The sequence below is a fragment of the Pantoea sp. RSPAM1 genome (assembly GCF_038816185.1).
GTDB lineage: Bacteria > Pseudomonadota > Gammaproteobacteria > Enterobacterales > Enterobacteriaceae > Pantoea > Pantoea ananatis.
Window position 1 is genome coordinate 4458414 of sequence record NZ_CP046137.1, and the last position, 25141, is coordinate 4483554.

At 53.2% G+C, this 25141-nt stretch carries 20 protein-coding genes and 1 riboswitch; of the genes, 6 read left to right on the forward strand and 14 right to left on the reverse strand.

Features of this window, described 5'->3' with window-relative positions:
* Positions 1 to 274 precede the first annotated feature (274 nt).
* Positions 275 to 1864 (forward strand): bifunctional phosphoribosylaminoimidazolecarboxamide formyltransferase/IMP cyclohydrolase, encoded by a 1590-nt coding sequence (gene purH / locus GKC68_RS21345; protein ID WP_047714181.1) that lies wholly within the window; start codon positions 275 to 277, stop codon positions 1862 to 1864.
* Positions 1865 to 1880: 16 nt separating this feature from the next.
* Positions 1881 to 3161 (forward strand): phosphoribosylamine--glycine ligase, encoded by a 1281-nt coding sequence (gene purD, locus GKC68_RS21350; protein ID WP_342656487.1) that lies wholly within the window; start codon positions 1881 to 1883, stop codon positions 3159 to 3161.
* 36 nt (positions 3162 to 3197) lie between these two features.
* On the opposite strand, the gene GKC68_RS21355 is transcribed toward purD, so the two are convergent.
* From GKC68_RS21355 to nudC, 6 genes are all read right to left on the reverse strand, one after another.
* Positions 3198 to 3860, reverse strand: a complete 663-nt coding sequence (locus tag GKC68_RS21355; protein WP_014595039.1) for a DUF1481 domain-containing protein — start codon at positions 3858 to 3860, stop codon at positions 3198 to 3200.
* Positions 3861 to 3928: 68 nt separating this feature from the next.
* On the reverse strand, positions 3929 to 4201 hold the full coding sequence (gene hupA, locus GKC68_RS21360; RefSeq protein WP_006121511.1) for a nucleoid-associated protein HU-alpha: 273 nt from the start codon (positions 4199 to 4201) through the stop codon (positions 3929 to 3931).
* A 188-nt stretch (positions 4202 to 4389) separates the two neighbouring features.
* Positions 4390 to 4980 (reverse strand): YjaG family protein, encoded by a 591-nt coding sequence (locus GKC68_RS21365; RefSeq protein WP_028722887.1) that lies wholly within the window; start codon positions 4978 to 4980, stop codon positions 4390 to 4392.
* Between the two features lie 62 nt (positions 4981 to 5042).
* Positions 5043 to 5711 (reverse strand): deoxyribonuclease V, encoded by a 669-nt coding sequence (gene nfi / locus GKC68_RS21370; RefSeq protein WP_028722886.1) that lies wholly within the window; start codon positions 5709 to 5711, stop codon positions 5043 to 5045.
* On the reverse strand, positions 5711 to 6781 hold the full coding sequence (gene hemE, locus GKC68_RS21375) for a uroporphyrinogen decarboxylase (RefSeq protein ID WP_028722885.1): 1071 nt from the start codon (positions 6779 to 6781) through the stop codon (positions 5711 to 5713). Before hemE ends, nfi begins: the two co-directional genes overlap by 1 nt.
* A gap of 40 nt (positions 6782 to 6821) precedes the next feature.
* Positions 6822 to 7592: an NAD(+) diphosphatase gene (gene nudC, locus GKC68_RS21380; protein ID WP_028722884.1), complete on the reverse strand. Its 771-nt coding sequence runs from the start codon at positions 7590 to 7592 to the stop codon at positions 6822 to 6824.
* A 196-nt stretch (positions 7593 to 7788) separates the two neighbouring features.
* Between nudC and GKC68_RS21385 the strand changes: the two genes are divergently transcribed.
* From GKC68_RS21385 to thiE, 3 genes are all read left to right on the forward strand, one after another.
* A complete protein-coding gene (locus GKC68_RS21385; protein WP_047714178.1) occupies positions 7789 to 8292 on the forward strand; it encodes an Rsd/AlgQ family anti-sigma factor in 504 nt (167 codons plus the stop codon).
* A gap of 180 nt (positions 8293 to 8472) precedes the next feature.
* A riboswitch (TPP riboswitch) is annotated at positions 8473 to 8571 on the forward strand.
* 85 nt (positions 8572 to 8656) lie between these two features.
* Positions 8657 to 10579, forward strand: a complete 1923-nt coding sequence (thiC, locus tag GKC68_RS21390; RefSeq protein ID WP_013024120.1) for a phosphomethylpyrimidine synthase ThiC — start codon at positions 8657 to 8659, stop codon at positions 10577 to 10579.
* On the forward strand, positions 10580 to 11212 hold the full coding sequence (thiE, locus tag GKC68_RS21395) for a thiamine phosphate synthase (protein ID WP_047714177.1): 633 nt from the start codon (positions 10580 to 10582) through the stop codon (positions 11210 to 11212). It begins immediately after the preceding gene.
* Between the two features lie 113 nt (positions 11213 to 11325).
* Here the strand turns inward: thiE and GKC68_RS21400 are convergent, their stop codons facing one another.
* Positions 11326 to 12849 carry a PLP-dependent aminotransferase family protein gene (locus GKC68_RS21400; protein WP_047714176.1) on the reverse strand — a complete coding sequence of 508 codons (1524 nt, stop codon included), beginning with the start codon at positions 12847 to 12849 and terminating at the stop codon, positions 11326 to 11328.
* Positions 12850 to 13023: 174 nt separating this feature from the next.
* Between GKC68_RS21400 and GKC68_RS21405 the strand changes: the two genes are divergently transcribed.
* Positions 13024 to 13203: a DUF1127 domain-containing protein gene (locus GKC68_RS21405; RefSeq protein ID WP_110957534.1), complete on the forward strand. Its 180-nt coding sequence runs from the start codon at positions 13024 to 13026 to the stop codon at positions 13201 to 13203.
* Positions 13204 to 13261: 58 nt separating this feature from the next.
* Here GKC68_RS21405 and rpoC read toward each other — a convergent pair whose 3' ends face one another.
* From rpoC to nusG, 7 genes are all read right to left on the reverse strand, one after another.
* Positions 13262 to 17485, reverse strand: a complete 4224-nt coding sequence (rpoC, locus tag GKC68_RS21410) for a DNA-directed RNA polymerase subunit beta' (protein WP_028722880.1) — start codon at positions 17483 to 17485, stop codon at positions 13262 to 13264.
* 119 nt (positions 17486 to 17604) lie between these two features.
* Positions 17605 to 21633, reverse strand: a complete 4029-nt coding sequence (rpoB, locus tag GKC68_RS21415; RefSeq protein WP_089529272.1) for a DNA-directed RNA polymerase subunit beta — start codon at positions 21631 to 21633, stop codon at positions 17605 to 17607.
* A 330-nt stretch (positions 21634 to 21963) separates the two neighbouring features.
* Positions 21964 to 22326, reverse strand: coding sequence for a 50S ribosomal protein L7/L12 (gene rplL, locus GKC68_RS21420; RefSeq protein WP_009092660.1), 363 nt, complete (start codon positions 22324 to 22326; stop codon positions 21964 to 21966).
* A 63-nt stretch (positions 22327 to 22389) separates the two neighbouring features.
* Entirely contained in the window at positions 22390 to 22887 is a 498-nt protein-coding gene (gene rplJ, locus GKC68_RS21425; protein WP_028722878.1) for a 50S ribosomal protein L10, read from the reverse strand.
* Between the two features lie 423 nt (positions 22888 to 23310).
* Entirely contained in the window at positions 23311 to 24015 is a 705-nt protein-coding gene (rplA, locus tag GKC68_RS21430; RefSeq protein WP_028722877.1) for a 50S ribosomal protein L1, read from the reverse strand.
* 3 nt (positions 24016 to 24018) lie between these two features.
* Positions 24019 to 24447: a 50S ribosomal protein L11 gene (gene rplK / locus GKC68_RS21435; protein ID WP_006121495.1), complete on the reverse strand. Its 429-nt coding sequence runs from the start codon at positions 24445 to 24447 to the stop codon at positions 24019 to 24021.
* Positions 24448 to 24595: 148 nt separating this feature from the next.
* Positions 24596 to 25141: a transcription termination/antitermination protein NusG gene (gene nusG / locus GKC68_RS21440; protein WP_003848088.1), complete on the reverse strand. Its 546-nt coding sequence runs from the start codon at positions 25139 to 25141 to the stop codon at positions 24596 to 24598.

The following is a 25141-nucleotide window of genomic DNA, read 5'->3' on the forward strand; positions in this document are numbered from 1 at the left end:
ATTCAATAAAAATGACTGTTCGCTGCATTCCACAGCAAAACCCCGCCTTATACGCAGTTACGCACAAAGTTATCCACATTCCCGACCGCATCAAATTTAGACGAGCATCACGCAAACGTTTTCGCTACAATGCCCCGCAACGCAATGGATGCCCCTTTTCGGGGCGTTACCTGAAGTTTTTACGCTTTTGCTGCTCTATATAGAGAAAAGCAAACACGCAAGCTTGATGTAACGCTCTTATTTACGCGAATCAAAGCCAAGGGATAAAACCACCATGCAACAACCTCGTCCTTTACGCCGCGCCCTGCTCAGTGTTTCTGATAAAGCCGGCATCCTCGAATTTGCTCAGGCACTCTCTCAGCGCGGTGTTGAGCTGCTCTCCACAGGTGGTACCGCTCGCCTGCTCGCAGAGGCGGGACTTCCCGTCACAGAAGTGTCTGACTACACCGGCTTCCCGGAAATGATGGATGGACGTGTTAAAACACTGCACCCAAAAGTCCATGGCGGCATTTTAGGACGTCGTGGACAAGATGATGCGGTGATGGCGCAGCACGCGATCAGTCCGATTGATATGGTGGTCGTCAATCTTTATCCCTTTGCCCAAACCGTCGCAAAACCAGATTGCTCACTGGAAGACGCCGTTGAGAACATTGATATTGGCGGCCCGACAATGGTGCGCTCGGCGGCCAAGAATCACAAAGACGTGGCGATTGTCGTTAAGAGCAGCGATTATCCGGCCATTATCGCTGAGCTGGACGCCAATCAGAACTCACTGACGCTCGAAACCCGCTTCAACCTGGCAATCAAAGCGTTTGAACATACCGCCGCGTACGACAGCATGATCGCTAACTACTTCGGTACTCTGGTTCCTGCCTATCATGGTGAAACCAGCCAACCAGCCGGCCGCTTCCCGCGCACCCTCAATCTCAACTTTATTAAGAAGCAGGATATGCGCTATGGCGAGAACAGCCATCAGGACGCCGCCTTCTATATAGAAGAGAATGTGCAGGAAGCCTCGGTCGCTACCGCCAGCCAGGTGCAGGGCAAGGCACTCTCTTATAACAACATTGCGGATACCGATGCCGCGCTTGAGTGCGTGAAAGAGTTTGTTGAGCCCGCCTGCGTCATTGTCAAACACGCCAATCCTTGCGGTGTTGCGGTGGGTGAGTCAATTCTGGCAGCTTATGAGCGTGCCTATCAGACTGACCCGACATCGGCCTTCGGCGGCATCATTGCCTTTAACCGCGAACTGGATGAGGCGACAGCCCAGGCCATCATCAGCCGACAGTTTGTTGAAGTCATCATCGCTCCTGCTGCAACGGAAGCTGCGCTGAAGGTGACCGCGTCAAAACAAAACGTCCGCGTGCTGGTATGCGGTGACTGGCAGGGCCGTGTGGCTGCCCTTGATTTTAAACGGGTGAATGGCGGTCTGCTGGTTCAGGATCGCGACCTCGGTATGGTCGATGCCAGCCAGTTGCGCGTCGTCAGCAAGCGCCAACCTTCTGAGCAGGAACTGCGTGATGCCCTGTTCTGTTGGAAAGTGGCGAAATTCGTTAAGTCCAACGCCATTGTCTATGCGCGCGACAATATGACCATCGGCATAGGTGCTGGTCAGATGAGCCGCGTCTACTCTGCCAAAATTGCAGGAATCAAAGCGGGTGATGAAGGTCTGGAAGTAAAAGGGTCCGCGATGGCTTCCGATGCGTTCTTCCCGTTCCGGGATGGCATTGATGCCGCTGCTGCCGTGGGCGTAAGCTGTGTGATTCAGCCTGGCGGTTCTATCCGCGACGATGAAGTGATTGCGGCAGCGGATGAACATGGTATTGCCATGATCTTTACCGACATGCGTCACTTCCGCCATTAATTCTGTGGAGCCCTTTATGAAAATTTTAATCATCGGTAACGGCGGACGTGAACACGCACTGGCCTGGAAAGCGGCGCAGTCGCCGCTGGCAGAAACCATTTTTGTCGCACCGGGTAATGCGGGCACAGCGCTGGAACCCGCGTTGCAGAACGTCGATATTGCCCCCACCGATATTGCCGCTTTGCTGGCCTTCGCTCAACGTGAACAGATTGATCTCACCATTGTCGGCCCTGAAGCGCCGTTAGTGGCAGGCGTGGTTGATGCATTCCGCGACGCCGGATTGAAAATCTTTGGTCCAACTCAGGCCGCCGCGCAATTGGAAGGGTCTAAAGCATTCACCAAGGACTTTCTTGCACGTCACAACATCCCCAGTGCCGAGTACCAAAACTTCACCGACGTCGCCCCTGCGCTGGCTTATCTGCGTGAAAAAGGTGCGCCGATTGTCATCAAAGCTGACGGGCTGGCTGCCGGTAAAGGCGTGATTGTGGCCATGACGCTGCAGGAAGCGGAAGATGCCGTGCAGGATATGCTGGCGGGCAATGCGTTTGGTGATGCCGGGCACCGTATCGTGATTGAAGAGTTTCTGGACGGCGAAGAAGCCAGCTTTATCGTGATGGTTGATGGCGAGAATGTGTTGCCAATGGCCACCAGCCAGGACCATAAACGAGTGGGTGACGGCGATACCGGGCCGAATACGGGAGGAATGGGTGCTTATTCCCCTGCCCCGGTGGTGACCGATGAAATCCACCAGCGCGTTATGGATCAGGTTATCTGGCCAACCGTACGTGGCATGGCCGCCGAAGGCAATGTCTATACGGGCTTTTTATATGCCGGGCTGATGATCGATCAAGCGGGTCAGCCTAAAGTCATCGAATTCAACTGCCGCTTCGGCGATCCCGAAACACAACCCATTATGCTGCGCCTGCAGTCGGATCTGGTGGATCTTTGTCTGGCCGCCTGTGAAGGCAAGCTCGATCAAAAAGACTCACAATGGGATCCCCGCCCTTCACTGGGCGTGGTGCTGGCGGCCGGGGGCTATCCCGGCTCATACAACAACGGCGATCAGATTCACGGTCTGCCGCTGGAAGAGGTTGCCGACGGCAAAGTTTTCCACGCAGGGACGCGCCTTGAAGAGAATCGGGTTTTGACGAACGGTGGGCGGGTTCTTTGCGTCACCGCGCTAGGCGATGATGTTGCTGCCGCACAGAAACGGGCTTACGAACTGGCTAAGCCGATTTCATGGCAAGGCAGTTTCTGTCGACGCGACATCGGCTATCGCGCCATTAACCGTAAATAATGATCATAGGGGCACCCAGTGCCCCTTTTTATTGCCTCAGAAATTCGCCTCATCCGGCGCATCCGCGCATTCATCTTTTTGAGTCACACGCAGCAACTGCACGCCTTCAGGCGCCTCCAGCCATGAAATCATCAAGGGTTCCGCCTTATCACGGCGGTAGTGCGTAAGCGTCTGCAGTGCATAACTGTCGAAAGCCGGCGTCACCTGCTGGCCCTCACAGGTTGTCACAACGCTTCCACCTGACCAGTGTCCTTGTTTCAGAAACACCCGCCCACTTAACAACGCATCGCTGACTTCACGCATACGTTGTGCATCAAACTTGTAAAGCTCAACCGCATCCGGACTGACTGCCTCACGGCGCGTCGCGAGCTGGCGCTGCATAAAATTGAGATTGCCGCCTTGATCAAAGCGTAGCGTAACGTCGTCTGGCTTTTCGCCTTTCACCTGGCGTTCCACGCTGATCAGATCATCGCCGAGCCAGCGATAGTCCGTAATTTCACTTTTTTCGCTGTTGAACGGATTATAGAGCGTACGAATATGTACCGAGTGATGATCGGTATTTTTGCGCCAGATACGGACACTGCCGCGATCGGCGAGATAACCGCTGGCCGAGAAAGCCGGAATGTCGGGTGTTGAACTACACCCAATGAGAAATGAGGAGAGAAGCAGGGCTGATAATCGCTGAAACAGCGTAGTCATGGTGGCTGGCCCCTAAACAAAAGGGGCGAAACCGCCCCTGTTTTAAAACGTTACCGCAGTGCGACGTCTTACTTAACGGCGTCTTTCAGAGCTTTACCAGACACGAATGCAGGTACGTTTGCCGCAGCGATTTTGATTTCTTTGCCAGTCTGTGGGTTACGACCGGTACGCTCAGCGCGGTGGTTCACTTTAAAAGTACCAAAACCAACCAGTTGTACAGCATCACCCTCTTTCAGAGACTCAGTGATTGCAGCCAGAGTAGATTCCAGCGCTGCCTTGGCCTGGGTTTTAGACAGGTCAGCTTTTTCTGCGATCACATCAATCAGTTGAGTCTTGTTCATAAGTTATCCTTAAAGTGTATTTATCGCTTGCTAAGCAACGAGTGCGAGGGAAAAGCCAGCTTCGGGCACTCTTCAGCCTGCACGCACCGATAGCCACAATTTTCAGCCCCCCAAATGTAGACCAGACTGGGGGCTGATGTGAAGCCTTCAGGCGCGCTAATTAAGGCCTGAAGTCACGTTTTCTCGCCTTATTGCTGAATTTTTATACCGATGTTACTAATTCCCGCCTCACGCAGGTCAGATCGCAGACCTTTTATCAATTCGAGGTCTCGCTCTTCACAATCCGCGAGCAGGCGAAAAATCTCCCATTGCAGGTCCCATTCGTCGATGACAGCCTGATTTTCTCGTAGCTCTTCATCGGTCATTTCGCGACCTTCGTGAGTCATTTCCAGGATGGCAACGGTGGTGATCGAAGTCTTGCTGACTTCAATCGCATGTTCAAGCGTGTCCCCGCTTAACAGCGAATGCAGCACTTCACTCAATGCCACGCAGGCATCAATGGCCGGATAGACACCGTAAACCTCAAACGCATCGCCATCGGGAATCACCGCTTCAAGCTTTTCCAGCTGGCTGTCAAAATTGATCTTCGCATCTTTAACCGTCAGCGTTTCCCAAATCAGATCCAGAATACGGCGGTAAAGTGCAGGATCGGCAAACTCGGTTTGCTGGCAAAAAGCCACATAGTTGGGATACATGCGCTCGCACAGGCAAGCCATAAACGTCAGGTGTTGCCAGCTTTCCAGCTTTGCCAGACGCAGATGTACAGGGTTTTGTAACATACACAGAGCTCTTATTCGTTTCGCTGGCGGCAGTGTAACCCAAAAGCGCCATACAAACAGTGTTAAAGCGCGCTTTGCCAGCGCAGAAATGCGGGTCGGCGAGATGCCACAGCATCCGCCCAGCGCGTGGGCTCCGGTAAACGGTAGCCCTGTGTGCACTTTTCCACCCATTCCAGAGCGCTGTCGAGACTGACGCGGTGTCCGGTGGCAACAAACAGCGGGTTACAGCGTGCCTTGCTGCGCCATACCCAGCCAATTTGTTCTCCTTTATCCATCAACGGCTGCCGACTGCCGGGCGTTTCATCCAGCGCCTCAACGTGCCCGCACAGACGCTTTTTCGCAACACCGATAGTGGGAACATCCACCATCAACCCAAAATGCGACGCGACACCAAGCCGGCGCGGATGTGAGATGCCGTGACCGTCGACAAATAACAGGTCCGGTTTCTGCTCCAGCATGTTCCATGCCGCTAACAGGGCTGGATACTCACGGAAAGAGAGAAAGCCCGGAATGTAAGGCATGGTGGTGTCAATGCGCGCAATGCGGTGTTCCACCAGCTTCATGGACGGGTACTCAAGAATAACCAGTGCCGCACGCGTCACAGCGCCTTCCTGCTCAAAACCGACATCTGCGCCACCAATAAAGCGTGGCGGCAGCACGTCAAAATCATCCTGCAGCACGACTTCAGCGGCCCGCTGGCGTTGCTCCGCGCGAAGAGCGGCGATATCCATTATGACGCCGAATGATACTGGCGTGACAGACGGTGCACCGCCTCAACAAATACGCCGGCATGCTCGGGTGGAACATCCTGATGGATGCCGTGTCCCAGATTGAAGACGTGGCCTTCACCCTTACCGAATCCTTCCAGAATCGTTGCCACTTCCTGCTCGATTCGCGCCGGGGGGGCGTAAAGCATGGAAGGGTCCATGTTGCCCTGCAAAGCAACTTTGTGGCCGACACGGCGGCGGGCTTCGCTGATATCAATAGTCCAGTCCAGACCTAGTGCATCACAGCCCGTTTCAGCAATGGCTTCCAGCCACTGGCCACCATTCTTGGTAAACAAGGTGATGGGCACACGACGGCCTTCGTTCTCATGAAGCACGCTATCGACAATTTTATGCATGTAGTAAAGCGAGAACTCACGATAGTCGTTGCCGGTTAACACGCCGCCCCAGGTGTCAAAGACCATCACCGACTGCGCACCGGCGCGGATTTGAGCATTAAGATAGAGGATGACACTGTCGGCCAGCTTATCCAACATGGCGTGCAGCGTGGCAGGCTCGGCATACATCATTTTTTTGATTTTGGTGAAGGCTTTGCTGCTTCCCCCTTCAACCATATAGGTCGCCAGCGTCCAGGGGCTGCCTGAGAAGCCAATCAATGGGACTTCGCCGTTGAGGTTTTTACGGATGGTGCGTACCGCATTCATCACGTAACCCAGCTCCTGTTCAGGATCGGGCACCGGCAGGCGATCGACATCAGCACGGCAGGTAATCGGGTTGGAGAAGCACGGGCCTTCGCCTGTTTCGAAGTATAAACCCAGCCCCATCGCATCAGGGATGGTGAGAATATCACTGAAGAGGATCGCCGCATCCAGCTTGAAGCGACGCAGGGGTTGCAGGGTGACTTCGCAGGCCAGTTCGGCATTTTTGCACAGCGACATAAAATCGCCTGCCTGGGCACGCGTCGCTTTATATTCCGGCAAATAACGCCCGGCTTGCCGCATCATCCATACGGGGGTGACATCTACAGGCTGGCGTAACAGGGCGCGCAAATAACGGTCGTTCTTCAGTTCACTCATCTCAGGACTCTCTCGGTATCAAGCGAGTAGTGTAGCACTCTCACGCCTCAGCGCGGCAGAGGGCCACCGTATCTTCAATTAATCGACGGGCGACGGTACCGGGCGGCGGCAGTAGAGGCAGCGCATCAAAGCGGAACCATCCGGCGTCCAGTAGCTCTTTGCCGTCATGTTGTAACTCGCCGCCATCATATTCTGCCATAAACGCCATCATCAGAGACTGCGGGAAAGGCCAGGGCTGCGATGTGACATAGCGGACATTCCTGACACGCACGTTGCTCTCTTCCATTACCTCGCGCGCGACGGCCTGTTCAATGGTTTCGCCGACTTCGACGAAACCGGCCAGCACAGTGTAAATGTTATTACGCTGGCGCGCATGGTTAGCCAGCAGGATCTCGTCCCCCCGGCGAATGGCGACGATAATGCAGGGCGCAATCTGTGGATAGTAGCGTTCACGGCAGTGGCTGCACAGGCAGGCAAATTCACGCTTGCTGGCGTGCATCTCATGGCCGCAGTAGCCACACCAGCGGTGAGAGCGATAAAACTCGGCCAGCTGTACACCGCGCCCTGCCAGCTGAAACAGGCCCGGATCTTCGTTAAGCAACTGCCGCAACGACAGCATATCTGACGAACGTGTTTCGCAAATCAGCCAGACATTCTCCCCCTGCCATTCACCAATCACGCGCCCCTGATGACCCGTCAGGCCAAAATGCTGCGCATTACCGTGAGGCAGGTCTCCTTGCGGTAACCAAATTTTCTGTTCACTACTGACAATCCACCATCCAGCGTCTACGCTTGAAATTTCGCATTGCATTTATTTCGTCATCCTTAGCGTCAACCCGCACGCTGAAGTCCCGATGTTAAGTGTGTAGATGAACAACTATACCCAAATAATTCTGGTTGCAAGACGACAGCACGCTTATTTATCCCGACAGGTTCGCGGAGAACAAGCGCAATTGGCACATCGCTAATCTGAAATATGAAGGTGCATAACGCATACGGAGTTAACTATGCTCAACCAGTTAGACGTTCTGACCCAACGCGTAGGTGGCAGTAATGAACTGGTCGATTCATGGCTGGCCGCTCGCCGCCAGTTACTGGTTTCTTATTACCATTTGGTCGGTATCAAGCCGAAGAAAGAGGCACTGACGCGTCTGGATGAACAGGCGCTTGATAACTTTTGCCACAATCTGGTCGATTACCTTTCATCCGGCCACTTCAGCCTCTATCAACGCCTGATCGGAGAAATGGACGGTACCAGTCCGCTGTTGGCAGCAACGCAGATTTACCCCTCACTGGAAGCCAACACCGAACAACTGATGAAGCTGTATGACGGACACCTGCAGCAGGCGATTGATGACGATAACTACGTCGCCTTTCAGAATGCGCTATCGGAGGTCGGAGAAGCCCTGGAAGGACGCTTTACGCTTGAGGACAAACTCATCCAGATGGCATGGGATAATCACCTGACTCCGCCAGTGGCTAACGACAGCGAAATTGCCCGCCCCGCCTAAAACCTGACCGATTGTAAAAGACTTGTGATTAGCAAAAAGCCCCCTTATGCTGAGTGGGCTTTACGTTTAACGCCGAACGTAGTCGGTGTTTACGGTTGACACGTCACCTACGCGCGCTGTCCATGCCATCCCTTTTTCCCGGGTGAAGCCGGGCAGGCGCAGTAGCGAAATCGTTGAAACCTCATCTTGTCGGAGTGCCTAAGGGCTGAGACCGTTAATTCGGGATCCGCGGAACCTGATCAGGTTAGAACCTGCGAAGGGAACAAGAGTAAATTTATACGGTACGCCACCGAAGGGTGTCAGCAGTGCCGTTACTCCTTCCGAACTCCGGACAAGCAACCTTCCCTTTTACTGGAATATTGCTATGTCTACTGCTAAAACGACCCGTCGCGAACAACGTGCTCAGGCACAGGAATTCATTGACTCTCTTCAGGGCGGCAGTGCCTTTCCTAATTCAAAACGTATCTGGCTCACCGGTAGCCGCGACGATATCCGTGTCCCAATGCGGGAAATTCAACTCAGCCCGACCCTGACCAGCGGCAGTAAAGAAGCGCCGGTTTATGAGGAGAATGAGCCCGTTCCGGTTTACGATACGGCCGGTGCCTACGGCGATCCCGCCGCACAAATCGACGTGCATCGGGGGCTGGATAAACTGCGGGCGCGCTGGATTGAAGAGCGGAATGACAGCGAAAATTTGGTGCAAATCAGCTCTGCCTACACGCAACAGCGGCTGGCCGATGACGGCCTGGATCACTTGCGTTTTGAACACCTGCCCACACCACGCCGTGCGAAAGCAGGCCACTGCGTTACCCAGCTCCATTATGCTCGCCGGGGCATAATCACACCGGAGATGGAGTTTATCGCGCTGCGGGAAAATATGGGCCGGGAACGCATCCGCGGCGAGGTGCTGCTGCAGCAGCATCCAGGGCACAGTTTTGGCGCCCATCTGCCAGAAAATATTACCCCTGAGTTTGTGCGTCAGGAAGTGGCTGCCGGGCGCGCTATTATTCCGGCAAATATCAACCATCCCGAATCCGAACCCATGATCATCGGGCGTAATTTTCTGGTGAAAGTGAATGCCAATATCGGCAACTCAGCCGTGACCTCCTCAATTGAAGAAGAGGTTGAAAAGCTGGTATGGTCAACGCGTTGGGGCGCCGATACCGTCATGGATCTTTCCACCGGCCGCTATATCCACGAAACCCGTGAATGGATTTTGCGTAACAGCCCGGTGCCTATCGGCACGGTACCGATCTATCAGGCGCTTGAGAAAGTTAACGGTGTGGCAGAAGATCTGAACTGGGAAATTTTCCGCGACACGTTGCTGGAACAGGCCGAGCAGGGCGTGGATTATTTTACGATTCATGCAGGCGTGCTGCTGCGCTATGTGCCCATGACCGCGAAACGCCTGACTGGGATTGTCTCGCGGGGTGGTTCCATTATGGCGAAGTGGTGCCTGTCGCATCACAGAGAAAGCTTCCTGTATGAGCACTTCCGCGATATCTGTGAAATTTGTGCGGCATACGACATCTCATTATCACTGGGTGACGGTCTGCGACCGGGATCGATTCAGGATGCCAATGACGAAGCGCAGTTTGCGGAACTGCACACCTTAGGTGAGCTGACGAAAATTGCCTGGGAATACGACGTGCAGGTGATGATTGAGGGCCCCGGCCATATTCCCATGCAAATGATCCGTCGCAACATGACCGAACAACTGGAACATTGCCATGAAGCGCCGTTTTACACTCTGGGCCCCCTCACCACTGATATTGCTCCGGGTTACGATCACTTTACCTCCGGCATTGGTGCCGCAATGATTGGCTGGTTCGGCTGCGCCATGCTGTGCTACGTCACGCCCAAAGAGCATTTAGGTCTGCCAAACAAGGAAGATGTTAAACAGGGCTTAATTACGTACAAGATCGCTGCGCACGCAGCCGATCTGGCCAAGGGTCATCCGGGCGCGCAGATCCGTGACAATGCGATGTCCAAAGCACGTTTTGAGTTTCGCTGGGAAGATCAGTTTAACCTGGCACTGGATCCGCATACCGCGCGGGCTTATCACGATGAAACCCTGCCGCAGGAGTCTGGTAAGGTGGCCCATTTCTGCTCTATGTGCGGCCCCAAATTTTGCTCAATGAAAATTACCCAGGAAGTGCGTGACTACGCCGCAAGGCAGGAAGCCGAAGCTCAGGCGATTGAGGTGGGGATGGCGAAAATGTCTGATCATTTTCGTGAGCGCGGCGGTGAGCTGTATCACCCTGCGACCGCAATAAAGGAGGAATAAATGAACGCCTTTCCCGCAACCGCATCACGTCTGGGGCTGTATCCGGTCGTTGACAGCGTGGAATGGATAGAGCGCCTGCTGGAAGCCGGTGTGCGAACCCTTCAGCTTCGGATCAAAGATCAGCCGGACGAGGTGGTTGAACCCATGATCATTCGGGCTATCGCCGCAGGTAAGCGCTATCAGGCACGTCTGTTTATCAATGATTACTGGCAACTGGCGATTAAACACCAGGCTTATGGCGTCCATCTGGGTCAGGAAGATTTAGAGGTCGCTAACCTGCAGCAGATCCTGCACGCAGGCTTGCGGCTGGGACTTTCAACTCATGATGATGCAGAGCTGGATCGGGCGCTGGCACTGCGCCCTTCCTATATTGCACTGGGACATATTTTTCCTACCCAGACGAAAGTGATGCCATCCTCCCCTCAGGGCCTGGCAGAACTTAAACGCCACCTGGGGCGGTTACAGGGCATCTCAACAGTCGCGATCGGAGGCATCAGCATAGACCGCGTACCAGCGGTGATGGAAACCGGTGTCGGCAGCATCGCCGTGGTGAGCGCCATTACGCAGGCAAAGGACTGGCGGGCAGCAACGCATGAACTGTTAAGGCTTACAGAGCCCGAATCCGGGCATTAATCGCACTGCCGCGCAGTTAAACTCGCACGTCGTGCAACAGGCAAATAAAAACTGGAAAGCCGCGCACGGCAATGAAGATTGCTACTGGCGCGGCTTTTTTATGTCCTTTAAAGTCACTGGTGTCCGGCCGGGATAGCCGGACCAGGGCCAGTTCCCTCCTCTTTCTGGCCCTGCTCCTCACCCACAGGAACTGAGGTATGTGCCCTTGGCCGATCGTGGACACATGCCGCCATCGCCAGCTCAACAGCTCTGCCCGTTATCGCCAGGGCCCTTTCAACTTTATCGCTGGCAGGCAAGGCATAGTTCAGGCGCAGGCAGTTGCGATATTTGCCCGAGGCGGAAAACAGCGAACCCACAGCAACCTGTATCCCGGACGCCCGCAACGTATTATTAAGTTGCACGGCGTCAAAGGCTTCTGGCAATTCAATCCACATCAGAAATCCCCCCTGAGGTCGCGTGACGCAGATTCCACAGGGGAAATAGTGCCGTACCCAGCAAATAAAGGTTTCGTAGTTGTGTTGGTAAACCTGACGCATCCGCCGCAGATGGGTCAGGTAATGCCCCTGTTGAATAAACTCTGCAACTGCGTGCTGAGGCTGAGTCGCAGTAGAGCCGGTTCCAATGTATTTCATATGCAATACCCGATCGCGGTAGCGCCCCGGCGCCACCCAGCCTACGCGCAGACCCGGCGCCAGCGTTTTTGAAAATGAACTGCATAACAATACGCGCCCGTCTTCATCCATCGATTTAATGGATGAAGGCCGTGGATACTCCCAGGCCAACTCGCCATAGACATCGTCTTCAATAATCGCGGCGTCAAAACGTTGCGCTAAGGCCAACAGGGCGCGCTTGCGCTTCTCTGGCATGATGAAACCAAGTGGGTTATTACAGTTGGGCACCACCACGACGGCCTTGATCGGCCACTGATCAAAGGCCAGCTCTAACGCTTCAAGGCTGATGCCCGTTACCGCATCGGTGGGAATCTCAATGGCGCGAATGCCAAAACCGCGCAACGTTTGCATGATACCGTGAAAGGATGGTGATTCTACGGCGATGATATCGCCAGGCTGGCAGACAGCGCGAATGGAAACAGACAGGGCTTCATGGCAACCCGTCGTAATGACAATATCTTCATGGCTGAGCTGACAGCCACTGTCAATCATCAGCCGGGCGATCTGCTCTCGCAGGCAGGTCACACCATACAGATTATCGTAATTCAGCAGCGTACTTTCCTGCTTCTGTGCCTGCCGACTAAACGCTTTCCAGAGCGGCTTCAGGGTTGACTGTGTGAGATCCGGCATGCCGCTGCCCAACTGCAATATATCATCTTCCAGCCGGCTGTTAAGCAGATCAAATACCGCATCCCACTGCGTAATTTCCACCGGGCGCTGTACCGGTCGGGTCAGAGCCGGAATGGGCGGCATCGCTTTATGCGGCGCGACGTAATAGCCCGAACGGGACTGCGGGATGATCAACTGTTTCTGCTCCAGCAAATAATAGGCCTGTTGCACGGTGCTAATACTGACACCGTGTTCAGCACTCAGGCTGCGCACCGAGGGCAACCGTTCTCCGTGCCGATACAGCCCCTGCGCAATGCGCTTTTCCAGCAGCATGGCTAAATGTTGATAACGCGTCATTGTATGCCTTATGAAAATTTACTGCCCTGCAAAGCGGTACAGATTCACGCTATTTCTACCATTCAGATGCGTCAACGCGCAATCTGTATGTTAAATATTTGTTCTGTGTGAATCTGTATCGAACAGGCGGTCTACGTGAAAATGTTTCTCAGACAAACAACGAGGGGCAGGATCATGGGATATGAAGAAAACCGCGCGGCTGCGCCATTTGCCATAAGACCGTTTCGGTTCTTGCGCATTGTCTGGAGGAACATACGACGCTGGCAATGCCAGCGGGAAACCCGCGCTATTTTGTCCAGGCTTAGCGATTATCAGTTAAAAGACATTGGGTTAAACCGACACGATATTTACTGATGGCTTAAAGATAAAAAAAACCCTGCCAGAGCAGGGTTTTTTATCAGGCGTTTGACGATTACTCGTCGTTGTTACCGCCCAGACCAGCGTTCAGTAACTCCGCCAGGCTTGCGGATGCTTCGTCAGCAGTCACCTGCGGTGCAGCCGGCACTTCGCCTGCCGCACGACGACGCATACGATCCTGGTGATAAGCGTAACCGGTACCAGCCGGGATCAGACGACCCACGATCACGTTCTCTTTCAGACCGCGCAGTTCATCGCGCTTGCCTGCTACTGCCGCTTCAGTCAGGACACGTGTAGTTTCCTGGAACGATGCAGCAGAGATGAACGATTCGGTTGCCAGTGACGCTTTAGTGATACCCAGCAGGTCACGCATGAAGGTTGCGCCAACTTTTCCGTTCGCTTCAAGTTCACGGTTAGAGATCTTGATGCGAGAGAATTCAGCCTGCTCACCTTCCAGGAACTCGGTGCTACCCGCGCTCATGATGGTTGCTTTACGCAGCATCTGACGAACGATGACTTCGATGTGCTTGTCGTTAATCTTAACGCCTTGCAGACGGTAAACTTCCTGCACTTCGTTAGTGATGTAACGAGTAACCGCATGCACGCCACGTAAACGCAGGATGTCATGTGGTGACTCTGGGCCATCGGAAACCACGTCACCGCGCTCAACACGTTCACCTTCGAACACGTTCAGCTGACGCCATTTCGGAATCATCTCTTCGTACGGATCGCTACCATCCAACGGTGTAATCACCAGACGACGCTTACCTTTGGTTTCTTTACCGAAGGAGATGATGCCGCTGATCTCCGCCAGAATTGCTGGCTCTTTCGGACGACGCGCTTCGAACAGGTCAGCAACGCGTGGCAGACCACCGGTAATATCCTTGGTACCGCCCGATTCCTGCGGAACACGCGCCAGGGTATCACCCGAGCTGATCTTCACGCCATCTTCCAGCTGTACAATCGCTTTGCCTGGCAGGAAGTACTGAGCAGGCATATCGGTACCTGGGATCAGAACATCATTGCCGCTGGCATCAACGATTTTCAGGGCTGGACGCAGGTCTTTACCACCTGAGGTACGCTCAGCAGAATCCAGGACCACCAGCGATGACAGACCGGTTAAGTCGTCAGTCTGACGCGTAATGGTCTGACCGTCGATCATGTCGGTGAAGCGAATGAAACCGCCCACTTCCGTGATAACCGGCATGGTATGCGGATCCCAGTTTGCAACGGTTTCGCCCGCAGCAACCTGCTCACCATCACCTTTCGCCATGGTCGCACCGTAAGGAACTTTATAGCTCTCTTTCGTACGGCCAAATTCGTCGATCATTTTCAGTTCAACGTTACGCGAGGTGATCACCAGCTTGCCTGCCGAGTTCGTTACCGACTTGGCATTGGTCAGCTTGATGGTACCTTTGTTCTTCACCTGAATGCTGGATTCAGCAGCCGCACGTGATGCCGCACCACCGATGTGGAACGTACGCATCGTCAGCTGTGTACCCGGCTCACCGATGGACTGTGCCGCGATAACACCGATTGCTTCGCCTTTGTTGATGATGTGACCACGTGCCAGGTCGCGACCATAGCAATGCGCACACACACCAAAGTCGGTTTCACAACCAACAACAGAACGCACTTTCACGCTGTCTACTGAGTTCAGTTCCAGCACGTCACACCAGTGCTCATCAAGCAGGGTGTTACGTGGAACCAGAATGTCAGCCGTACCAGGCTTCAGCACGTCTTCCGCAGTCACACGACCCAGAACACGCTCACGCAGCGGTTCTTTCACGTCGCCACCTTCGATGACCGGCGTCATCATGATGCCTTCGTGTGTACCACAGTCGTCTTCGGTCACAACCAGATCCTGCGCAACGTCAACCAGACGACGCGTCAGATAACCGGAGTTCGCGGTTTTCAGTGCGGTATCCGCCAGACCTTTACGTGCACCGTGCGTCGAGATGAAGTACTGAAGTACGTTCAGACCTTCACGGAAGTTCGCGGTGATAGGCGTTTCAATGATGGAGCCATCTGGCTTAGCCATCAGACCACGCATACCGGCCAGCTGACGAATCTGTGCAGCAGAACCACGCGCACCGGAGTCGGCCATCATAAAGATGCTGTTAAAGGAAACCTGTTTCTCTTCTTCGCCGTCACGGTTAATCACGGTCTCGGTTGAGAGGTTTTCCATCATCGCCTTCGCTACGCGCTCGTTCGCGGCAGCCCAGATATCGATGACTTTGTTGTAACGTTCGCCGGCGGTAACCAGACCAGACTGGAACTGTTCCTGAATTTCGGCCACTTCGGCTTCCGCTTCAGAGATGATTTCCACTTTCTTGGCTGGGATAACCATGTCGTCGATACCCACAGACGCACCTGAACGGGCGGCGTAGGCGAAACCGGTGTACATGGTCTGGTCAGCAAAGATAACGGTCGGCTTCAGGCCCAAAATGCGATAACAGGTGTTCAGCATTTTAGAGATAGCCTTTTTACCCAGCGCCTGGTTGACGATGGAGAAAGGCAGACCTTTCGGTACGATCATCCACAGAATCGAACGACCAATGGTGGTGTCGATCAAGCTGGTTTTCGCAACGAACTCATCCTGCTCGTTTTTGCTGTACTCAGTGATACGCACTTTAACGCGCGCATGCAGCTCGGCCAGGCCAGCGCGATATACACGCTCAGCTTCTTTCGGGCCGGTCAGCACCATGCCTTCACCTTTGGCATTCACTTTGTCGCGGGTCATATAGTACAGACCCAGTACAACGTCCTGTGAAGGAACGATGATTGGTTCGCCGTTCGCCGGTGACAGAATGTTGTTGGTCGACATCATCAGCGCACGCGCTTCCAACTGGGCTTCCAGCGTCAGCGGTACGTGAACAGCCATCTGGTCACCATCGAAGTCGGCGTTATAGGCCGCACAAACCAGCGGGTGAAGCTGGATTGCTTTACCTTCGATCAGAACCGGTTCAAAGGCCTGAATACCTAAACGGTGCAGCGTTGGTGCACGGTTTAGCAGGACCGGGTGTTCACGGATGACTTCGTCCAGGATGTCCCAAACGACAGCTTCTTCACGCTCAACCATTTTCTTAGCGGCTTTGATGGTGGTGGCCAGGCCACGCAGTTCCAGCTTGCCGTAAATGAACGGTTTGAACAGCTCCAGTGCCATTTTCTTCGGCAGACCGCACTGATGCAGACGCAGGTATGGACCTACGGTGATTACAGAACGACCGGAGTAGTCAACACGCTTACCGAGCAGGTTCTGACGGAAACGACCCTGCTTACCTTTGATCATATCGGCCAAAGATTTCAGAGGACGTTTGTTAGAACCGGTGATCGCACGACCGCGACGACCGTTATCCAGCAGGGCATCAACCGCTTCCTGCAGCATACGTTTTTCGTTACGCACGATGATATCTGGCGCAGCCAGATCCAGCAGGCGTTTCAGACGGTTGTTACGGTTGATCACGCGACGATACAGATCGTTCAGATCCGATGTAGCGAAACGACCACCATCCAGCGGTACCAGCGGACGCAGATCTGGCGGCAGAACCGGCAGAACGGTCAGGATCATCCACTCTGGCTTGTTACCAGACTGAACGAACGCTTCCAGCAGCTTGATACGCTTGGTCAGTTTTTTACGCTTGGTCTCGGAGTTGGTTTCGTTCAGCTCTTCACGCAGCTGCTCGCACTCTTGCTCCAGATCCATATTTTTCAGCAGCGCCTGGATAGCTTCTGCACCCATTTTCGCGTCGAATTCGTCACCGAACTCTTCCAGCGCGTCAAGGTACTGCTCTTCCGTCAGAATCTGACGTTTTTCCAGGTTGGTCATGCCGCCTTCGATCACAACATAAGATTCGAAGTACAGCACGCGCTCGATATCACGCAGCGGCATATCCAGCAGCAAGCCGATACGCGATGGCAGTGATTTCAGGAACCAAATGTGCGCAGTCGGTGATGCCAGCTCAATGTGGCCCATGCGCTCACGACGTACTTTGGTCTGTGTAACTTCTACGCCACACTTTTCACAGATTACGCCACGATGTTTTAAACGCTTGTACTTACCGCACAGGCATTCGTAATCTTTTACCGGTCCAAAAATACGGGCACAGAAAAGACCGTCACGCTCTGGCTTGAAGGTACGGTAGTTAATGGTTTCCGGCTTTTTAACTTCACCAAAAGACCATGAACGGATCATGTCTGGCGAAGCCAGCGCAATTTTGATCGCATCAAACTCTTCGGTCTTAGTTTGCGCTTTCAGAAACTTAAGTAAGTCTTTCACGGATTAGCTCCCGTCGGAGTGAGACTCAGGGGCGTCCAACCGAAATTGAACGCCCCATAACCAGTACAAATGCGAGCGCGTTAACCCTGCGCTTACAGGCCGAGGCCTGCTACTGAGGGTTACTCGTCTTCCAGCTCGATGTTGATACCCAGCGAGCGAATCTCTTTCAACAGTACGTTGAACGATTCTGGCATGCCAGGTTCCATCTGATGGTTGCCATCCACGATGTTCTTATACATCTTGGTACGGCCGTTGACGTCATCAGACTTAACGGTAAGCATTTCCTGGAGGGTATATGCCGCACCGTATGCTTCCAGTGCCCATACTTCCATCTCACCGAAGCGCTGACCACCGAACTGTGCCTTACCACCCAGCGGCTGCTGAGTAACGAGGCTGTAGGAACCGGTAGAACGTGCGTGCATCTTGTCATCAACCAGGTGGTTGAGTTTCAGCATGTACATATAACCAACGGTTACCTGACGTTCGAACTGCTCACCAGTGCGACCATCAAACAGGGTAATCTGACCGGAAGAAGGCAGACCGCCGAGCTCTAACAGCTCTTTGATTTCGCTCTCTTTCGCACCATCAAACACTGGCGTGGCGATCGGCATACCTTTTTTCAGGTTTTCAGCCAGACGCAGAACTTCGTCATCGCTAAAGGTATTCAGGTCAACTTTCTGACGCACATCTGTGCCCAGATCGTAAGCACGCTGGATGAATTCGCGCAGTTTGGCGACTTCTTCCTGCTTCTTCAGCATCGCGTTGATTTTCTCGCCGATACCTTTCGCTGCCATCCCCAGGTGAGTCTCAAGGATCTGACCGATGTTCATACGTGAAGGTACGCCCAGCGGGTTCAGTACGATATCGACCGGCGTACCGTTCTCATCGTAAGGCATGTCTTCGATCGGGTTGATCTTAGAGATAACACCTTTGTTACCGTGACGACCTGCCATCTTATCACCAGGCTGAATCTGACGTTTAACGGCCAGATAAACCTTAACGATTTTCAGCACGCCAGGTGCCAGATCATCGCCTTGGGTAATTTTACGACGCTTGCCTTCGAGTTTTTTCTCAAACTCGTGCTTCAGTTCGTCGTACTGCTCTGCCAGCTGCTCAAGCTGGTTTTGCTTGGCTTCGTCAGTCAGACCCAGTTCCAGCCAACGCTCACGCGGCAGCTTGTCCAGTTTGTCTGCTTCAACGCCACCAGAAATCAGGACAGACTGGATACGGCTGAACAGGCCCGCTTCCAGAATCTGCAGCTCTTCAGACAGGTCTTTCTTGGCCTGCTTCAGCTGCATCTCTTCGATTTCCAGCGCACGTTTGTCTTTTTCCACGCCATCGCGGGTGAAGACCTGGACGTCGATAACGGTACCGGAAACACCGTTCGGCACACGCAGAGAAGAGTCTTTAACGTCAGACGCTTTCTCACCGAAGATCGCACGCAGCAGTTTCTCTTCTGGCGTTAGCTGGGTTTCGCCTTTTGGCGTCACCTTACCAACCAGAATGTCACCGCCGGTCACTTCAGCGCCGATATAAACGATACCGGACTCATCCAGTTTAGAGAGTGCAGCTTCGCCCACGTTCGGGATGTCAGCTGTGATCTCTTCTGGCCCCAGCTTGGTGTCACGAGACACACAGGCCAGTTCCTGAATGTGGATGGTGGTGAAGCGATCTTCCTGCACCACGCGCTCGGAGACTAAGATGGAGTCTTCGAAGTTATAACCGTTCCACGGCATGAACGCGACGCGCATGTTCTGACCCAGCGCCAGCTCACCGAGATCGGTAGACGGGCCGTCAGCCAGCACATCACCACGTTCAACGGGCTCACCCAGAGAAACACACGGCATCTGATTAATACAGGTGTTCTGGTTAGAACGGGTGTATTTGGTCAGGTTGTAGATGTCGATACCCGCTTCGCCCGGGTACATCTCGTCTTCGTTAACTTTGATAACGATACGTGATGCATCAACGTACTGAACGGTACCGCCACGTTTCGCAACAGCGGTGACACCGGAGTCAACGGCTACAGCGCGCTCCATACCGGTACCTACCAGCGGCTTATCGGCACGCAGAGTAGGAACGGCCTGACGTTGCATGTTCGCACCCATCAGGGCACGGTTAGCATCATCGTGTTCCAGGAACGGGATCAGTGACGCACCGACAGAGACGACCTGTTGGGTCGAAACGTCCATGTAGTCAACCTGATCGCGGCTGAACAGGCTCGATTCACCTTTGCTACGGCAGGTGACCAGGTCATCAACGAACGCACCTTCTTCTGACAGATTGGTGTTCGCCTGCGCGATAACGTAGTTGCCTTCTTCGATTGCAGAAAGGTAATGAATTTCATCGGAAACCACGCCGTCGATGACGCGACGATAAGGAGTTTCCAGGAAACCGTACTCGTTCGTCTGCGCGTACACAGACAAGGAGTTGATCAGACCGATGTTCGGACCTTCAGGGGTTTCGATTGGGCAGACACGACCGTAGTGCGTTGGATGTACGTCACGCACTTCGAAGCCGGCACGCTCACGGGTTAAACCACCCGGGCCGAGAGCAGAGATACGACGCTTGTGCGTAATCTCTGACAAGGGGTTGTTCTGATCCATAAACTGAGACAGCTGGCTGGAACCAAAGAACTCTTTCACCGCCGCCGAAATTGGCTTGGCGTTGATCATGTCCTGTGGCATCAGCGTATCGAGATCGCCCAGAGAAAGACGCTCTTTCACTGCACGCTCTACACGGACCAGACCGACGCGGAACTGGTTTTCAGCCATTTCACCGACTGAACGAATACGACGGTTACCGAGGTGGTCGATATCGTCCACTTCGCCTTTACCGTTACGGATGTCGATCAGTTTTTTCATCACTTCGATGATGTCTTCTTTGCTCAGGATACCTGAACCTTCGATCTCATCACGCAGCAATGAACGGTTGAACTTCATGCGGCCAACTGCAGAAAGATCGTAACGATCTTCAGAGAAGAACAGGTTCTCAAACAGGTTCTCTGCAGCTTCACGCGTTGGCGGCTCACCAGGACGCATCATGCGATAGATCTCAACCAGTGCACTCAGGCGATCGTTGGTTGGGTCAACGCGCAGCGTCTCGGAGATGTATGGGCCGTGATCCAAATCGTTGGTGAACAGCGTTTCAATGCGCTTGTGACCCGACTGGCTCAGCTTCGCCAGCAGATCCAGCGACAGTTCCATGTTGGCCGCAACGATCAGCTCACCGGTATTCTCATCGATGTAGTCTTTAGAGACCACTTTGCCCGCGATGTATTCCACTGGGACTTCAATGTGTTGGATACCGTCTTTTTCCAGCTGACGAATATGACGCGCAGTGATGCGACGCCCTTTCTCAACGTAGACCGTGCCATTCGATTCGATATCGAAGGTCGCGGTTTCACCGCGCAGGCGCTCTGGCACCAGTTCCATCTGCAGCTTGTTGTCACGAATTTCATACACCACTTTCTCGAAGAATACGTCGAGAATTTGAGCAGTGGTGTAATGCAGTGCGCGCAGAATGATACTGGCCGGCAGCTTACGACGACGGTCAATACGGACGAAAAGGTTGTCTTTCGGGTCAAACTCGAAGTCGAGCCATGAACCACGGTAAGGGATGATACGTGCGTTATACAGCACTTTACCCGAGGAGTGGGTTTTACCCTTATCGCTGTCAAAGAACACGCCAGGACTACGATGCAGCTGAGAAACGATAACACGTTCAGTACCGTTGATAACAAAGGTACCGTTGTCTGTCATGAGTGGAATTTCACCCATGTAGACTTCTTGTTCTTTAATGTCTTTTACTGTGCCTTCTGGCGCTTCGCGCTCATAGATCACCAGACGCAGTTTGACGCGCAGCGGTGCCGAATAGGTCACGCCACGGATCTGACACTCTTTCACGTCAAAGACAGGTTCACCTAAGCGATAGCTGACATACTGCAACTCAGAGTTGCCGCTGTAGCTCGCAATAGGGAATACAGAGCGGAAGGCAGCTTCCAGTCCGTACTGACCTTCTGGATCTTGCTCGATAAACTTCTGAAACGAATCAAGCTGGATAGAAAGGAGATAAGGTATGTCCAAAACTTGCGGACGTTTACCAAAATCCTTACGAATACGTTTTTTCTCGGTATAGGAGTAAACCATAGGGTTCCTCAGCTAGCTGACAAGTCGACCCACGCTGTCCGTCCTGACAGGACAGTTCATGCAACACGATTTTGTTTGATTCACGCACTGCTCTGCAGTACGTGCAATACCTCTTTCTATCACGCTTAAATCATTTCATTGCTTCAGCGTGGGCAGGGAACCCGCACGGGAAAGCAGTATATTAAGTCGTCGATAGAGAAAGATATTGATGAGCAACAATGGACAAACAGTGCGAAACCCCATTGAGGCCCTGGAGCGCAAAAAGGCTGGTGACCAAAAAGTCACCAGCCATCAGTCTGAAACTACTCAGACTGCAACCCGAGGGTTGTCTTACTTAACTTCAACTTCAGCGCCAGCTTCTTTCAGAGCAGCTTCAAGTGCAGCTGCGTCATCTTTGCTGATGCCTTCTTTGATCACGCCAGTTGCTTCAACCAGATCTTTGGCTTCTTTCAGGCCCAGACCAGTTGCGGTACGTACGGCTTTGATTACTGCAACTTTGTTCGCGCCAACAGCTTTCAGAACGACGTCGAATTCAGTTTTCTCTTCAACAGCTTCAGCTGGGCCAGCAGCAACAGCTACAGCAGCAGCAGCAGAAACGCCGAATTTTTCTTCCATAGCAGAAACCAGCTCAACTACTTCCATTACGGACATAGCAGCAACGGCTTCCAGAATTTGGTCTTTAGTAATAGACATAACAATTGTTCCTAAGAATCAGAAAAAGTTTATACGTTAGCAAGTGCGAAGAAAAGAGAGGCCTTAAGCCGCTTCTTTTGCATCGCGAACAGCAGCCAGAGTGCGAACCAGTTTGCCGGCAGCGGCTTCTTTCATGGTCGACATCAGACGTGCCAGTGCTTCTTCGTAGGTCGGCAGAGTTGCCAGACGGTCAATATTGGCCGCCGTGATCAGCTCACCTTCAAAGGCTGCAGCTTTGACCTCGAATTTTGCATTCGCTTTCGCGAAATCTTTGAACAGACGAGCAGCAGCGCCCGGGTGTTCCAAAGAATATGCAATCAGGGTCGGACCAACAAACGTGTCTTTCAGGCACTCGAACTGAGTACCTTCAACGACGCGGCGCAGCAGGGTGTTACGAACAACACGCATGTAAACGCCAGCTTCACGACCTGCTTTACGCAGTTCGGTCATTTTATCAACGGTAACGCCACGAGAATCCGCAACAACCGCTGAAAGCGCACCTTTGGCTACTTCGCTGACTTCAGCAACAATCGCTTGTTTGTCTTGAAGATTTAATGCCATTAGCTTTAGCTCCTGGATTTGACCGGGGAAGGATTTCCCCGGAACTCACTTCACTCACTCGCCCGAAGGAAAATAAGCGCTAATACACGGTGAGCAGAATCCAGTTAAGAAAAAATCTTTTGGTTCTGTCACCGTCTACGCAGGGGATTAAGCATTACATCCGAGGATGTTCCGCTCCTGCGGTCTTGGACGGAGGCCAGGATAAGGCCTGGCTCCAACCTAAAATTTGTGTCGTGTGTTACTACTCAAACCGCATTGCGCTGGCTGTCTTTACCCTCACCCGCCGCACAGTTCACTGTGCTTCAGGTTGCTGACCCGGCCACCGTCTTACCACGTTCTGAATAACCCACATCAACGTCTGCATTAATGCAGAACAACGGGCGTAAGATTCTAGGTGAATTTTTCGCCCGTTTCAAGCAGCAATTAGTTTGCCGCTGCGCTCAGACCCGCCTGGTCAACGGCTACGCCGGCGCCCATGGTGGTAGAGATGCTAACTTTCTTGATGTACACGCCTTTCGCCTGAGCAGGTTTTGCTTTTTTCAGCGCAACCAGCAGAGATTCCAGGTTTTCTTTCAGTTTGTCAGCATCGAAGTCCACTTTACCGATGGTAGTGTGGATGATGCCGTTTTTGTCGTTACGATAACGAACCTGACCTGCTTTAGCGTTCTTAACCGCTTCAGCAACGTTAGGTGTTACAGTACCAACTTTCGGGTTTGGCATCAGGCCACGTGGACCCAGAACCTGGCCTAACTGGCCAACAACGCGCATTGCATCTGGAGATGCAATAACAACGTCAAAGTTCATTTCGCCTTTCTTGATCTGATCGGCCAGGTCTTCCATACCTACCAGCTCAGCGCCAGCTGCTTTAGCAGCTTCAGCGTTTGCGCCCTGGGTGAAGACAGCTACACGTACTGAACGACCAGTACCGTGTGGCAGAACGGTCGCACCGCGGACGTTCTGATCAGATTTACGTGCATCAATGCCGAGGTTAACAGCAACGTCAACGCTTTCGACGAACTTGGCAGTAGCCAGTTCTTTCAGTAAAGCGATTGCTTCAGCAATATCGTACTGCTTGGTCGCGTCAACTTTGTCGCGAATTACGCTCATGCGCTTGGTCAGCTTAGCCATTTCTTAGTCCTCTACAACCAGGCCCATGGAACGAGCAGTACCTTCGATTGAGCGAGTCATCGCTTCAACGTCAGAACCAGTCATGTCCGCAGCTTTAGTTTCTGCGATTTCACGTACCTGAGCACGAGTCACTTTACCGACTTTATCTTTGTTCGGCTTACCAGAACCAGACTTGATGCCTGCTGCTTTTTTCAGCAGAACGGCAGCCGGAGGCGTTTTGGTAATAAAGGTAAAAGAACGGTCGCTGTATACGGTGATAACAACTGGAGTCGGCAGACCTTTTTCCAGTGATTCTGTTTTGGCGTTAAACGCTTTACAGAATTCCATGATGTTAACACCCTGCTGACCCAGAGCTGGACCAACCGGTGGACTTGGGTTCGCCATACCAGCTGCAACCTGCAGCTTGACGTAGGCTTGTACTTTCTTAGCCATGATAATTCCTCAATTGGGTTATAGCGCCTGTAAAAGGCTCCCCGTGGTAACGATTTACACGCTGTTGCCAGCGCATAAAAACAAAAGGCGCGAAATTATAGTTAAATTTCGCGCCTGCTGCAACAGCCAAATTGTATGTCGGAAAAGGTTAGCCCTTCTCAACCTGACCGAAGTCGAGTTCGACTGGCGTTGCGCGTCCAAAGATGGAAACAGAAACCGTCAGGCGGCTCTTTTCGTAGTCCACATCTTCAACCACACCGTTAAAGTCGGCAAATGGACCATCGTTGACACGTACCATTTCGCCCGGCTCGAACAGCGTTTTTGGACGCGGCTTGTCGCCCACCTGCTGCAGGCGATTCATAATCGCATCGACTTCTTTGTCGCTAATCGGCGCAGGACGGTCAGAGGTACCGCCAATAAAGCCCATCACGCGCGGAACGCTGCGCACCAGGTGCCAGCTGGCGTCATTCATTACCATCTGTACCAGAACGTAGCCAGGGAAGAATTTGCGCTCGCTCTTGCGGCGTTGACCACCACGGATCTCAACAACTTCTTCTGTAGGAACCATGACGTCGCCAAACAGCTCTTCCATGTTGTGCAGTTTGATGTGCTCACGCAGCGACTGTGCTACGCGGCCTTCAAAACCGGAAAACGCCTGCACGACGTACCAGCGTTTCTTTGGAGCTTCAGACAT

What these genes read in the sequence shown, in the direction of transcription:
- GKC68_RS21365 (WP_028722887.1), bottom strand. Translation starts at nt 4,980, where the DNA reads ATGTTACAAAACCCTGTACATCTGCGTCTGGCAAAGCTGGAAAGCTGG.
- rplK (WP_006121495.1), bottom strand. Translation starts at nt 24,447, where the DNA reads ATGGCTAAGAAAGTACAAGCCTACGTCAAGCTGCAGGTTGCAGCTGGT.
- GKC68_RS21400 (WP_047714176.1), bottom strand. Translation starts at nt 12,849, where the DNA reads ATGACGCGTTATCAACATTTAGCCATGCTGCTGGAAAAGCGCATTGCG.
- rpoB (WP_089529272.1), bottom strand. Translation starts at nt 21,633, where the DNA reads ATGGTTTACTCCTATACCGAGAAAAAACGTATTCGTAAGGATTTTGGT.
- purH (WP_047714181.1), top strand. Translation starts at nt 275, where the DNA reads ATGCAACAACCTCGTCCTTTACGCCGCGCCCTGCTCAGTGTTTCTGAT.
- nusG (WP_003848088.1), bottom strand. Translation starts at nt 25,141, where the DNA reads ATGTCTGAAGCTCCAAAGAAACGCTGGTACGTCGTGCAGGCGTTTTCC.
- nudC (WP_028722884.1), bottom strand. Translation starts at nt 7,592, where the DNA reads ATGCAATGCGAAATTTCAAGCGTAGACGCTGGATGGTGGATTGTCAGT.
- purD (WP_342656487.1), top strand. Translation starts at nt 1,881, where the DNA reads ATGAAAATTTTAATCATCGGTAACGGCGGACGTGAACACGCACTGGCC.
- hupA (WP_006121511.1), bottom strand. Translation starts at nt 4,201, where the DNA reads ATGAACAAGACTCAACTGATTGATGTGATCGCAGAAAAAGCTGACCTG.
- GKC68_RS21355 (WP_014595039.1), bottom strand. Translation starts at nt 3,860, where the DNA reads ATGACTACGCTGTTTCAGCGATTATCAGCCCTGCTTCTCTCCTCATTT.
- thiC (WP_013024120.1), top strand. Translation starts at nt 8,657, where the DNA reads ATGTCTACTGCTAAAACGACCCGTCGCGAACAACGTGCTCAGGCACAG.
- rplA (WP_028722877.1), bottom strand. Translation starts at nt 24,015, where the DNA reads ATGGCTAAGCTGACCAAGCGCATGAGCGTAATTCGCGACAAAGTTGAC.
- GKC68_RS21405 (WP_110957534.1), top strand. Translation starts at nt 13,024, where the DNA reads ATGGGATATGAAGAAAACCGCGCGGCTGCGCCATTTGCCATAAGACCG.
- hemE (WP_028722885.1), bottom strand. Translation starts at nt 6,781, where the DNA reads ATGAGTGAACTGAAGAACGACCGTTATTTGCGCGCCCTGTTACGCCAG.
- thiE (WP_047714177.1), top strand. Translation starts at nt 10,580, where the DNA reads ATGAACGCCTTTCCCGCAACCGCATCACGTCTGGGGCTGTATCCGGTC.
- nfi (WP_028722886.1), bottom strand. Translation starts at nt 5,711, where the DNA reads ATGGATATCGCCGCTCTTCGCGCGGAGCAACGCCAGCGGGCCGCTGAA.
- GKC68_RS21385 (WP_047714178.1), top strand. Translation starts at nt 7,789, where the DNA reads ATGCTCAACCAGTTAGACGTTCTGACCCAACGCGTAGGTGGCAGTAAT.
- rplL (WP_009092660.1), bottom strand. Translation starts at nt 22,326, where the DNA reads ATGTCTATTACTAAAGACCAAATTCTGGAAGCCGTTGCTGCTATGTCC.
- rplJ (WP_028722878.1), bottom strand. Translation starts at nt 22,887, where the DNA reads ATGGCATTAAATCTTCAAGACAAACAAGCGATTGTTGCTGAAGTCAGC.